The organism is Kitasatospora sp. MAA4 (assembly GCF_029893355.1).
Classification (GTDB): domain Bacteria; phylum Actinomycetota; class Actinomycetes; order Streptomycetales; family Streptomycetaceae; genus Kitasatospora.
This window is the reverse complement of record NZ_JARZAI010000046.1, coordinates 1-11932: the sequence shown is the minus strand read 5'-3', so window position 1 is coordinate 11932 and position 11932 is coordinate 1. Positions and strand designations below refer to the sequence as shown.

Below are 11932 nucleotides of genomic sequence, written 5' to 3'. Positions count from 1 at the left end.
CGCCCCCGCACCTCCGAAGAGGGCGGGGGCCGTCCGGTACAGGGGCCCGGGCTCAGCCCAGGTGGGGCCCGAACTCGTGGGCCAGCACCAGCCGTCCGAGCTTGCGGTACTCCCGCTGTACCGCCGTGACCAGGTCCGCCGTGCAGAGCGGGCGGCCGGCCTCCGCCGCCAGGTAGGCGGCCGTCACCGCGCAGGCCCGGATCGATCCGCCGGCCAGCTCGAAGCGGGCGCAGAACTCCAGGTCGAGGTCCTCGCCGCGGGGCAAGCCGGTGCTCAGGCAGCGGTCCCACAGCGCGCGGCGCTCGGCCTCCTGCGGGACGGGGAAGTCGACGATCACGTCGAGCCGCCGGGTGAAGGCCTCGTCCAGGTTGGCGCGCAGGTTGGTGGTGAGGATCGCGATGCCGTCGAAGGACTCCATCCGCTGGAGCAGGTAGGCGCTCTCCATGTTGGCGTAGCGGTCGTGGGCGTCCTTGACCTCGGAGCGCTTGCCGAAGATGGCGTCCGCCTCGTCGAAGAGCAGCACGCCGTTGACGCCGGCGGCCTCGGTGAAGATCCGCTCCAGGTTCTTCTCCGTCTCGCCGACGTACTTGTCCACCACCGCGGACAGGTCGACCACGTAGAGGTCGAGGCCGAGGTCGGCCGCGATCACCTCGGCGGACATCGTCTTGCCGGTGCCGGAGTCCCCGGCGAACAGCGCCATCACGCCCCGGCCGCGCCCGCCGCCCGGCCGCATCCGCCACTCGCCCAGCACCTGGTCGCGGTGGCGGGCGCGCAGCGCCAGGTCGCCGAGCTGGGCGGTGGTGGCCACCGGCAGCACGAGGTCCGGCCAGCCGACGGCGGGCTCCACCCGGCGGGCGAGCCGCTCCAGGCCCGCCGCGTTCTGCGCGCGGACGCCGGCCCGCAGGTGCGCGGCGCCGATCGGGCCGCCCCCGTCGAGCAGGGCCTGACCGCGCGCGGCCAGTGCCGCGCGCCGGATCTGGTCCGGCGTCAGCAGGAAGGGGGCGAGCAGCTGTCCCGCCGCCACCCCCGGATCGAGCTCGGCGCCGTCCAGCGCGCCCAGCCAGAGCGCCGCGCGCTCGGCCGAGGTCAGCTGCTCCGAGCGCAGCAGCAGCGGACTGTCGTCGGCCCAGAGCGGGTCCCAGCCGCAGCCGCCGGTCAGCAGCACGGGGACGGGCAGCGCCGCGAGCCGGCGCAGCAGCCGGGTGTGTTCGGGGCGGCCGGCCGACTCCAGGGCGTCGAGCGGGCCGGCCACCACACCGGCGCCGCGCAGCCGGGCCTCCCTGGCCAGGCCGGTCAGCACCTGCTGGGCGTCCGGTTCGGCGGCCAGCGCCGCCAGGTCGACGCAGAGCGCGGGGCGGCCGGCGGCGGCCAGCGCGGCGGTGGCCGTGGCGGCGGCGCAGCCGCCCGGCTGCTCACGCAGGTAGACCAGCCGGACGCCGGCCCGCAGCGCGCCACCGAGTTCGGCGCTCCGCACCGAGGGCAGCGCGACGGCGGGCGCGAGCAGCCGGCTCAGCACGGGCTCGGGGGTGTCGTCACCCAGCAGGTGCGCGGTGACCCGGTCGGGGACGCGCAACGAGCGGGTGAGGAAAGGCCGTTCGGGATCCTCCACGAGCAGCAGGCCGCCCGCGACCAGCGGCGAGGCGGGAGCCAGCGCGGCCCTGGCCTCGGTGTCCAGCGGGCCCGCGCCGAGGAGTTCCAGGGCCAGCCCGATGCCGGCCCGGCGGCGGGAGACGTCGTCGTTGAGGTAGCCGTACAGCTGCTCGAAGCGGCTGTCCGTGTCGGGCAGCAGGGCGATCAGCAGCAGGTCGAGCTCGGTGTGGCCCAGCCCGAAGGCGCGGGCGAGCTCGCGCAGCGGCAGCCGGGCGCCGGCCGCCTCGGCCCGGTCCGCCGCCGCCTCGACGGCCACCGGCGCGTCCCCGCAGAGCGCGGTGTCCGTCAGCGGGCCGGCGGACAGCAGGCGGTCGACCGTCTCCTCGTCGAGGTAGAGGCCGCGGAAGGCGTCCGGCGGGCCGGGGTCGGCGGCACGGCGCGCGTCGACGGCGCGCCGGACCCGCTCCTCGACCAGCCGCAGCCGCTCCAGCAGGTGGGACCGCGCGCCGCGGACCGGTGCGGCGGCCGCCGTGCGGGTGGCCGTCACCGGGGCACCGGCCCCTGCGGCGCTCGGCGGGCCCGACGGATCCCGACCGCCGGTACGGCGTCCTCGGTGCGGTCCAGCGTGCGCAGCACCAGCGCGTCGGTGACCGGCGGCCCGACCGGCCGCCGGGCGGCGGCCAGCGGCGCGGTGACCACCAGGTCGAGCGAGGGCTTGAGTTCGCCGCCGAGCGAGGACCAGACGTCGGCCAGCGCCCGCCCCTCACCGGGCGGCAGCGCGACCGTGTACGGGACGGACCGGCCGCCCGCGGCCAGCGAGCCGGTGAGCCGCTCGGCGGGCAGCGCGCCGCGGCCCAGCAGTCCGGCGAGCAGCACCGACAGCAGCCGGTGCTCGTCCTGCGGGCGCTTGGTCCACGCGGTCACCAGGTACGACAGGTCGAACCAGCGCGCCGGCTCGTGGACGGCGAGCAGTGTGCCGTCCGCCGCGCGCTCGGGCAGTCGGCCCTGCTGACGGTGCACCAGCGACTCCCGGATGTCGTACAGGAACAGGTTGATGGTCGGCGCGTTGCGCCGGGCCGCCCACTCGCGGGTCGGCGCGTCGAAGACGACCTCGATCTCGCCCGCGCCGAGCACCTCTTCGGTGAGCAGCCCGTGCAGCGCCTCGTCGATCTCGTGGATCATCCGCCCTCACCCGCCCGGCACGGGATCGGTGAAGAACAGCGGCGGTCCCGAGGGCTCCGGCACCACCAGGAAGCTCCCCCGCACCGGCCCGAACCCGGCGCCGCCGGCAACCACGCTCCGCATGCCGGGCGCATCGCCGGACAGCACCAGCAGCTGCGCGGTGAAGCTGCCGTCCGGACCCGGGACGACGGGCGCGGCGGTGGCGGTGATCCCCGGCTGCCAGGTCAGCGTCACCGGGACGCCGGGCGGGAAGTCGTGGCCGCGCACCAGGGTGACGGAGCCCGACGTGCCCACCAACGGGCTTGCTGCGACGGCGGGTTGGCGCACCTGGAGGGCCTGGTCGGCCCGGTCGTTGCCCGGCACGGCGTCCGGGCCGGTGGTGGTGAGGGTCGCGGCCAGGTCGGGGTTGCCGGCCGCCGTCGGGGTGACCACCAGCTGGACCACGGCGGACCCGCCGGGCGCCAGGTCCCCGATCGGGCAGCCGGTGGCCGCGCCGCAGCCCGCCGGCCACCCGGGGGCGGCCACCGGGGTGTCGGGCGCCAGCACGGGCAGCAGTTGGATCCCGGTCGCCGGCCGGCCGCCGAGGTTGGTCACGGTGTAGGTGACGGTGACCGCGCCGCCGACGTAGGCCGGGGCCGGGGCGAGGGCGATCCGCACGGCCGGGTCGGGCAGCGGCGGGGGCGGCGGGGTGGGGGTGGGCGAGGGGCTGGGCGGGTCGCCGACCTCGACCTGCGCGCTCGCGTGGTTGTCGGTCGGGTCGGGGTCCAGGACCAGGCCGGTCGTGGTCCAGGTGACCGTCGGGCTCCCGGACGCGGTGGCCGCCAGGTCGACCCTGACCTGGACCAGCTGGTTCAGCGCCAACGAGCCGAGCTCGCACTGGAACTGGGCGGGCAGGCAGCTGCCGGAGGTCGGGGTGAGGGCGGTCAGCCGCAGGCCGGTCGGCACGGCGAGGGTGAGGCGGACGCCGGGGTCGGTGACCCGCCCCTGGTTGGTCACGTCCAGCAGCAGGCTGGTCCGGCCGCCCGCCACGGTCGGGTGCGGGGCCGTCACCAGCGCGGTGGCGAGGTTCGCGGTCGGCTGCCAGCTGGGCTTCGCCTGCTGGCCCTGGTTGCCCTGGAAGGCGCTCTGCGGGCCGGTCAGCTCGCTCCCCCAGCCGGTCGTGCCGTAACTGCGCACCACCGCGAGCCGGGTGGTGGCCGCGTCGTAGTTCCCCGAGGAGTCCAGGGACTGCGTGTCGGCGAGCAGCCACAGGCCGTCCGGGGACCAGGTGGGATTCAGGCAGGCCGCCGAGCTGAACTCTCCCTGCGCGGCGTTGCAGCGGTTGAGCGGGTCCGGGACGGTGCGGGCGTGCTGACCGTCCGCGTCCATCAGGCCGACCGGACCGCCGGTCTGGAAGACCAGGCTGCGCCCGTCCGGCGAGAAGGCCGCACCGTCGTCCCGGGCGCGCACGCCGTCCGGGTCGTCCACGGCGCTGAGGTCGCGCTGGGCGCTGCCGTCGTCCGCGTCGGCGGACCAGATGTGCCGTCGGCGGATGTCGGTGCGCTGGTCGGCGCGGGTGAAGACGAGCGTGTGCCCGTCGGGCGAGAAGGCCGGCCTGGAGTCGGCCTGGAGGTCGGGCTGCGGGACGGCGAGGAGCTGGCGCCCGGTGACCGAGTCCACCACCACGATCTGGCTCTCGGGGTGGCCGGCGGCGGCCGAGCGGGTCAGCGCGATGCGGGTGCCGTCCGGCGACCAGGCCGGATCGGTGTCGCTCTCGCCGTTCCGCAGGTCGCCGGTCTCCAGCGGCCTGGCGTGCGTGCCGTCGGCGTCGGCCACCCAGACCTGGCGGGGCCGGGCGTCGGCGGCCGGGACCACCTTGGTGAAGGCGATCCGCAGGCCGTCCGGCGCGTACTGCTGGCTCTCGTCGCCGATCCCCTGGTCGAGGTTCAGGTCGCGGACGGGCACCAGCAGGTCGCGCGGGTCGTAGCCGCCGGAGGTGATGTCGCAGAGGTCGACCGTCGCGGCCGTGGCGGCGGTGTCCCGGGTGACCAGCAGCTCGGGGGCGCCCTGCGCGGGGGTGTACCAGGTGGGGTCGCCGTCCTGGCGGTCCTCCGAGAGCCGCAGCACCGAGGCGGCCGCCGCGCTCGACGTGGGCAGGGTGACGGTCCAGATCTGGTCAATCTGCTGGCCCGCCGAGGGGGCCACGAAGGCCACCGTGCATCCGTCCGGGGACCAACTGCCGCTGTGGGAACCCGACATGGCTTGCGGGAGCGCCAGCACGACACCGGTCGCCAGCGTGCGCACGCTGATCTCCTGGCGCACCGACAGCGGCTGCCCGTTCTCGTACACGGGAAGGTTCGAGGTGTAGAGCAGCCGGTCGTGGGACACGACCGGGTCCCAGCTCGGCTCGGTGTTGCCGAACACCAGGGTCGGGCTGTACTCGTTGACATGGTCGAAGGTGATCTGCTGGACCGGACCGCCGGCCGAGGGGATCCGGTAGATCTGCCGGACCCCGTTGCTCGCGCCCCGGTCCGCGCTGAAGGCGATCGCCGTGCCGTCCGGCGACCAGGTCGGCCAGGTGTTGTCGCCCGTCCCGTCGGTCAGCCGGTGCAGGCCGGTGCCGTCGGTGGCGACCACCCAGATGTCGTGCTTGCTGGTGTCGTCCGTCCGCCCGGTGGTGGCCGCGAAGGCGATCCGCCGCCCGTCCGGCGACAGGACCGGGTGCAGCACGCCGGTGGCCGAAGCGGTGGTGACCTCGGTCAGCGGGCCGTCGCCCTGCCGGTACCAGACCTCGGGGAACGGCGAGTCGCGCAGGCTCGTCCAGACGAGCGCGTCCCCGCGCGCGGACACCTCGTCGTCGTAGTGCTGCGGCCCGCCGGGGAAGTACGGGACGCCGGCGGCGGAGTTCGCCGGATCCACCACGCCGATGCTGCGGTGCAGCGTGCCGCCGTAGGCGATCCGGCCGTCCTTCGCCAGCACGGTGCCGGCCGCGGCAGTCCCGCCGACGGCGCGCAGCGCGACCAGCGCCGCGGCCAGCAGGACCAGCGCCAGCAGCGCGACGGACAGCCGGCGGCTGGGCCTGCGATGAACTCCACGCACCGGAGCGCCTCCTGGGGTGGGCCCCGTCTCCGGACGGTCCGGACAGGGCCGGGCACCATCGTCGGGGCTGCGGCGGCACGGTCCACGGCCGCACGGGCCGACCGAAGGGACGCGGGCCCCGCCCTTTCGGGCAGCCGGGTCGGCCGACTGCCCGATGGGGCGGCGTCAGATGGGCGGCGTCAGATGAGCCCCTCGCGCAGCGCGTAGGCCACCGCGTGCGAGCGGTTGCGCAGTTGCAGCCGGCTGGTGACGTCGTGCAGGACGCTCTTCACCGTGCGTTCGGAGTAGGCCAGTTGCTCGGCGATCTCCCGGGTGTCGCGCCCCTCCGCCACCAGTTTGAGGATCTCGATCTCCCGGGCCCCCAGCCCCGCGAAGGAGATCCCGCGCGGATCGAGGACCTGGCGCTGCAAGCGGCCCACCTGGTCGAGCAGGCGGCCCAGCAGGTCGGCCGGCATGGTGCCCTCACCGCGCGCGGCCGAGGTCACCACCTGGGTGAGCCGCAGCGGCGTCGCCTCGCTGCGGCGCAGCAGCCCGACCACCCCGCACTCGACGGCCGCGGCCAGACCGGTGTCCTCGATCCGCGACACCACCAGCACGATCCTGGCCGCCGCGGTGTGCCGGTGCAGCTTGCGCAGCAGCGTCACCGCCTCGGGGTCCACGCTGTCGGCCAGCACGAGCAGGACGGCCGCCTGCTCCGGGTCCGCGGCGTCCAGCACCCGGATCTCCGGGCACATCCGTAACTGGCTGACGACCCCGGACAGGGTGATCGGGTCCTCGGTGTGAACAGTGACAGAAACGCGTTCCACAACGCTCCTCAGGACGAAGGCGATCGCAAGGGCGCGCCGGTGCAGCGGCGCGATGGCGCGATTGGGAGCACTCATTGTGCGAATGCGTCTTGCCATGCACCTAACATCGCCCTAACAGGTGACAGGGCTGCCCGAAGGTGTTCCCTTTCCGCCGGTGCACGGCGCGCCGATCGTGCCTAAGTTCGGCGCACATGACTGCCACCTCCCACTTGGACCCGCCTGCCGTCACCGTCGATCCGGGCGGCGAGCAGCAGGTCACCGTGCACGTCCGCAACGACGGCGACATCGTCGAGGCGTACCGGCTCGAGGTCGTCGGGCCGACCGCGGACTGGGCCGTGCTGGAACCGGCGACCCTGTCGCTCTACCCCGGCAGCGCCGAGACCGCGGTCCTGACCTTCCGCCCGCCGCGCTCGCACCTGCCGGCCGTCGGCGAACTGCCCTACGCCGTACGGGTACTGCCATCCGAACGCCCCGAGGGCGCGGCGGTGCCGGAGGGCACGGTCACCGTCCTGCCCTGGCACGGTCTCGACGGCCAGCTGCTGCCCCGCACGACGGCCGGACGGCTGCGGGCGCGCTCCCAGGTCCAGCTGGCGAACCGCGGCAACCTGCCCGCCTCGGTGCGGCCCACCGCCACCGACCCGGCCGACCGGCTGCGCCTGGCGTTCAAACCCGCGGCCATGACGCTGGCGCCCGGCGAGAGCGGCTACCTCGCCCTGACCGTCCGCTCGCGCAAGCGGCTGTGGCGCGGGAAGGCCAAGTCCCACCCGTTCCAGGTCCTGGTGACAACGGACGCGGCCGGCGACGCTGGGCCCACCGTCCTCACCGGCGGCTACGAGCAGCAACCGCTGCTGCCCGGCTGGGTCTTCGTGCTGGCCGCCGCCGGCCTCGGTCTGGTCGCCCTGTGGTTCACCCTGGTGCGGCCCAGCGTGCAGTCCGCGGCCCGGCAGTCGGTGGACACCCAGGTGAAGGCGGCGGTGGCGTCGGCCGTCAACTCCCAGGCGGCGCAAGCCTCGCAGGCCTCGCAGGCCGCCGCGGCGCCGCAGTCCGGCGGCGGCGGGTCCTCCCCCAAGCCCGGCACCCACCCCGGCGGCGGGTCCTCCCCGGCCGCGCCGACGTCGCCCGCAGCGGGCGGCGGCGCCACGGATGCCCCGGGCGGCGCGCCGACCGCGCCGGGACCAGCCGCGCAGGGGCAGTTCTCCACCCACCTGGACACCAGCGTCAGCCCGGGCAAGCAGAACAGCGCCACCTACCAGGTCCCCGACGACAGCCTGCTGCTGATCACCGACTTCGTCGCCGACGCACCCCAGGGCGACGAGGGCACCCTGACGGTCACGATCAACGGCAAGCAGGTCACCTCGCTGGCCCTGGAGAGCTTCCGCGACTCCCCCGGCCACTTCGTCACCCCGCTCCAGGCCCCGCCGAAGAGCAAGATCGTCCTGTCCGTCACCTGCCGCAAGCCCGGCACCCCACCCGACGAGCCCGCCCCGACCAGCTGCGCCGAGTCCCTCTTCGTCAGCGGCAGTTCCGTCCCCGCACCCTCCCCGACCCCCTCGAGCTCCGCACACTAGAGCGACGGACCCTTGTCGAGGTGACGCTGGGAGTCCGTGCCGGTCGGGCCGCTTCGGCGGGCATGCGCCCATGGTTTGGCCGACCATGGGGGCATGACACTGGTTATGACTCACGTGCTCATCGCCGCTACGCTGAGTGTTGTGCCCTCGGCCCTGCCCGCCGAAGCCGGTCACGCCCTCGCGCGTCGCGGCGACGCCCGGCCCGCCCCCAACACCCCCGGCGCGGCGGACGTGGTTCTGAACGAGACGTTCCAGCACCTCGACCTGGGCCCGCAGGGCGCCTGGGGCTGGCAGAGCACCGCCTTCGCGCACTGCTTGGACAATCCCGGCAACGGGAAGCTCGACCACCTCGTCCCCACCGCGGCGAGCAGCAAGCAGGGCTACCTGACCATCACCGCCACCGCCCGCCCCGACGGCAGGTGGAACACCGGGCTGCTCACCACCGGAGACTCCTGCGACTCCGGCGGCAGCGGCGTCCAGGTCCGCACCGGGGACCTGCTGCTCGCCCATGTCCGGCTGCCTGCCGCCGACTCCGGTGCCTGGCCCGCACTGTGGACCTGGCGGGACGGGCAGAACGAGGCCGACATCTTCGAATGGCACAGCGACCACCCCAACACCCTGGAATTCGTCAACCACGTACGCCACGGGGACTCCACCTACACCGGTCCCGACGTCGCGGCCGGCGCGTGGCTCTACGTGGGAGCGCGCTTCGGGGCGGACAACATCACCTGGTACATAGGCTCGGACGCCGACCACCTCACGGCCGCCTACGCCGATCACGTCGGTGTCGGCAGCGACTTCGCCGCGTACCCGATCCTGAACCTGTCGATAGACAACGGCGCCAACCACCCCGCCCCGACCACCACCACGCCGGTCACCCTCGCCTGCGACCAGCTCCTCATACAGCACCCGGCTCCGCCGGACCTCCCCGACCAGTGACGGCAGTCGGGCAGGGCCGTGTGCGGCCCGATTCTCCGAAACCCGACTGACACAGGCTCGTCCGTGCGACAAGATGTCCGCCTGTCGTACCGGCGAGTGAAAGGCAGTCCGGATGCCGCGCCCTGAACCGCGATCGATTCCCGAATCGACCGACCTGCTCACCGCGGAACTGGTGGTGGACCTGGCCGCCCCCGTGGCGCCGGCCATCTCGCCCGACGGTCGCCTGGTCGCCTACGGCGTGGTCGCGAACAGCGGAAGGCCCGGACGTCCGCACAGCTCTGTCTGGGTCGCCGCCGCCGATGGCAGCACAGCCCCGCACAGGCTGACCGACGGCACGGCCAGCGACGCCGCCCCGAGGTGGGCGCCGGACTCGGCTGCTCTGTTCTTCACCTCCGACCGCGAGGAGCGGGGCACCGCTCAACTCCAGCGGATCCTTCTGGACGGCAGCAAGAACGTCGCCAGGACAGAGCCCCTGACCAGGTGGCGCGGGGGCATCTGCGACCACTACCCGCTCGCCGACGGCCGCACCGTCGCGCTGCTCGCCGGGGACGAGCCCACCGCGGAGGACGAACGCCGGGAGGCCGAGGGCGACGACGCGAAGGTCTGGGGCCGGCACCTCCCGGTCACCCGGCTGCGCCTGCTCGACCTGGCGACCGGCGTGGTCCGCACCGTGGACGGTCTCGGGGACCGCCATGTCGTGGAGGTGACCCAGCGTCCGGACGGCGGCCCGCTGGCCGTGCTGAGCTGGGCCACCCCCGAGCTCGACCCCGGCGTCACGACGGCAGGACTGCATCTGGTCGCCCTGGAGACGGCAGCCGTCCAGGACCTGGGCCCGGTCGGGTTCGAGGCCCGGTCCCCGCTCTGGTGGAATCACGACGGTGCCTGGCATCTGGCCCACCTGGCGGTGACCCCTGGGCACTTGGTAGGCGCGCTCGCCGTGATCGACACGGTCCCGCCGGCGACCGGCCCGACCGTCGAACAGCGCAATCTCACGGTCGGCATGTCCGCCTGCCCCACCGAGCTGGTGCAGGTCGCCGACGGGCCGCCGCTGGCGCTGTTCGCCGACGGGCTGGATACCGCGCTGTACCGGCTCGATCCGCAGTCGCTACGGTTCCACCGACTGTCCTGCGCACCCGGCACACTCGCCGGGCTCACTGCGAGTCACTCCGGAGAGACCCTCGCCGTGCTGACGAGCACCGCGCGCGAGCCCAGGAACGTCCACGCGGGACCGGCGGGCGGGCCACTGCTCCGGCTCAGCGACACCGGTCCCGAACTGCGCGGGATCCGCTGGGGTGTCCAGGAACGGCTCAGCTACCAGGCGCCCGACGGACTCCAGCTGGACGGCCTGCTGATCCTGCCCGCCGGCCGGACTCGGGACGAGGGTCCGTTCCCGCTCGTCACCATGGTCCACGGCGGCCCCTACTTCCGCCATGCCGACGAGTTCACGCTCAGTGCGGTCGACTGCGGCCAGTGGCTGGCGACCGCCGGATACGCGGTCTTCCTGCCCAATCCCCGGGGCGGGTCGGGCCACGGCCATGAATTCGCCGCCGTGGTGGCGGGCGCGGTGGGCGGAGACGAGTGGACCGACATCCTCGCCGGGATCGACCTGCTGGTCGCCGAGGGAGTCGCCGATCCCGAACGCCTGGGCATCTCCGGCTGGAGCCACGGCGGTTTCATGGCGGCCTGGGCCATCGGCCGGAGCGAGCGGTTCAAGGCCGCCGTGATGGGCGCCGGCATCAGCGACTGGGGTATGCAGGCCGGGACCGGCGACTGGGGAATCATGGACGCGGCGCTCGGCGGCAGCACCGGCTGGAACGGGCCGGGACCGCACGTCCACGACCGGAACAGCCCGATCTCCCACGTGTCCCGGATCCGCACCCCGGTCCTGATCCTGCACGGCGAGGAGGACACCAACGTCCCACTCGGCCAGGCGGTCCACTTCCATCGCGCACTGCGCCACTTCGGCGTCGAGCACGAGTTCGTCGTCTACCCCCGAGAGGGCCACGGGCTTCACGAGCGCGCCCATCAACTCGACGCCCTCCGGCGTATCCGCGCCTGGTTCGAGCGCTGGCTGTAGGCCCGCACCAGGGTGGGCATCGAGTCGTGATCAACGAGTGGCGAAGGCAAGTTCAGTTGCAGTAGGTCACGCCGGTCACGGTGGCCGGCTCCGGCGGGAAGTCCGCGGGCTTGAAGTCCCAGGTCGCCGAGTTCCCCGGGGCGATGTAGAGGCAGGCACCGGTGTAGGTGTACGTGTTCCCGGCCCTGGTCGAGAAGACCGGGCTCTGCCCGAGGGTGTGCACGTCGGGCCAGCAGTTGTTCCAGGTGATCCACGCCTCGGTGTAGGGACCGCCGGGCTGGGAGACGTTCAGACCGCACGCGTAGCCCTGCGCCAGCGCCTGCGCGTGGGTGAGCACCTGGCCGCTGACGGCGGGCTTCACACCGGCGCTGACACTCACCGCCGGGGCGCCCGCATAGCCGGGCGTCGGGACGACGGCCGCGACGGCCGCCGCGACGCCCGCCACGACGGTGGCAGCTCTGAGACTCATTCATCGGTCCTTCCTGACCGTGCCGGACATCCCCTTACGGTGACCGGCGCCGAACGGCCTGTCAACGAACACGCCGGGTGACTCAGCGTCACAGAGAGAGCAGCGCCGCGGCGCAAGGACAAGATCCGGGCCCAGGGCCGTTGCAAAGTCCCGTGATCTTGTGCGTGTGCCGGTCAGGCGATGCCCAGCAGGTCGAGCGGGCGGGTGAAGGGCTCGTAGGAGG

At 74.1% G+C, this 11932-nt stretch carries 8 protein-coding genes; 3 read left to right on the top strand and 5 right to left on the bottom strand.

All coding sequences use genetic code 11. The annotated features are described in order from the left end of the window. Positions 1–52 precede the first annotated feature (52 nt). From P3T37_RS35500 to P3T37_RS35485, 4 genes are all read right to left on the bottom strand, one after another. The gene (locus P3T37_RS35500) at positions 53–2137 is read right to left on the bottom strand and encodes an ATP-binding protein (protein ID WP_280728093.1); all 2085 of its coding nucleotides are present in this window, start codon (positions 2135–2137) and stop codon (positions 53–55) included. Further along, the gene (locus tag P3T37_RS35495) at positions 2134–2772 is read right to left on the bottom strand and encodes a DUF4255 domain-containing protein (RefSeq protein WP_280728092.1); all 639 of its coding nucleotides are present in this window, start codon (positions 2770–2772) and stop codon (positions 2134–2136) included. Before P3T37_RS35495 ends, P3T37_RS35500 begins: the two co-directional genes overlap by 4 nt. 6 nt (positions 2773–2778) lie before the next feature. Beyond that, on the bottom strand, positions 2779–5850 hold the full coding sequence (locus P3T37_RS35490; protein ID WP_280728091.1) for a hypothetical protein: 3072 nt from the start codon (positions 5848–5850) through the stop codon (positions 2779–2781). A 179-nt stretch (positions 5851–6029) separates the two neighbouring features. Then, positions 6030–6656, bottom strand: a complete 627-nt coding sequence (locus tag P3T37_RS35485) for a response regulator transcription factor (protein ID WP_280728090.1) — start codon at positions 6654–6656, stop codon at positions 6030–6032. A 191-nt stretch (positions 6657–6847) separates the two neighbouring features. Here P3T37_RS35485 and P3T37_RS35480 point away from each other — a divergent pair, with 191 nt between their 5' ends. The 3 genes from P3T37_RS35480 to P3T37_RS35470 all read left to right on the top strand — a co-directional run bounded on the left by P3T37_RS35480 (position 6848) and on the right by P3T37_RS35470 (position 11240). Next, positions 6848–8224: a hydrolytic protein gene (locus tag P3T37_RS35480; protein ID WP_280728089.1), complete on the top strand. Its 1377-nt coding sequence runs from the start codon at positions 6848–6850 to the stop codon at positions 8222–8224. Between the two features lie 141 nt (positions 8225–8365). After that, positions 8366–9163 (top strand): beta-glucanase, encoded by a 798-nt coding sequence (locus tag P3T37_RS35475; RefSeq protein WP_280728088.1) that lies wholly within the window; start codon positions 8366–8368, stop codon positions 9161–9163. Between the two features lie 112 nt (positions 9164–9275). Continuing rightward, the gene (locus P3T37_RS35470; RefSeq protein ID WP_280728087.1) at positions 9276–11240 is read left to right on the top strand and encodes a S9 family peptidase; all 1965 of its coding nucleotides are present in this window, start codon (positions 9276–9278) and stop codon (positions 11238–11240) included. A gap of 52 nt (positions 11241–11292) precedes the next feature. Here the strand turns inward: P3T37_RS35470 and P3T37_RS35465 are convergent, their stop codons facing one another. Beyond that, positions 11293–11709, bottom strand: coding sequence for a hypothetical protein (locus P3T37_RS35465; protein ID WP_280728086.1), 417 nt, complete (start codon positions 11707–11709; stop codon positions 11293–11295). Positions 11710–11932 lie beyond the last annotated feature (223 nt).

What these genes read in the sequence shown, in the direction of transcription:
- P3T37_RS35495 (WP_280728092.1), bottom strand. Translation starts at nt 2,772, where the DNA reads ATGATCCACGAGATCGACGAGGCGCTGCACGGGCTGCTCACCGAAGAG.
- P3T37_RS35470 (WP_280728087.1), top strand. Translation starts at nt 9,276, where the DNA reads ATGCCGCGCCCTGAACCGCGATCGATTCCCGAATCGACCGACCTGCTC.
- P3T37_RS35465 (WP_280728086.1), bottom strand. Translation starts at nt 11,709, where the DNA reads ATGAGTCTCAGAGCTGCCACCGTCGTGGCGGGCGTCGCGGCGGCCGTC.
- P3T37_RS35480 (WP_280728089.1), top strand. Translation starts at nt 6,848, where the DNA reads ATGACTGCCACCTCCCACTTGGACCCGCCTGCCGTCACCGTCGATCCG.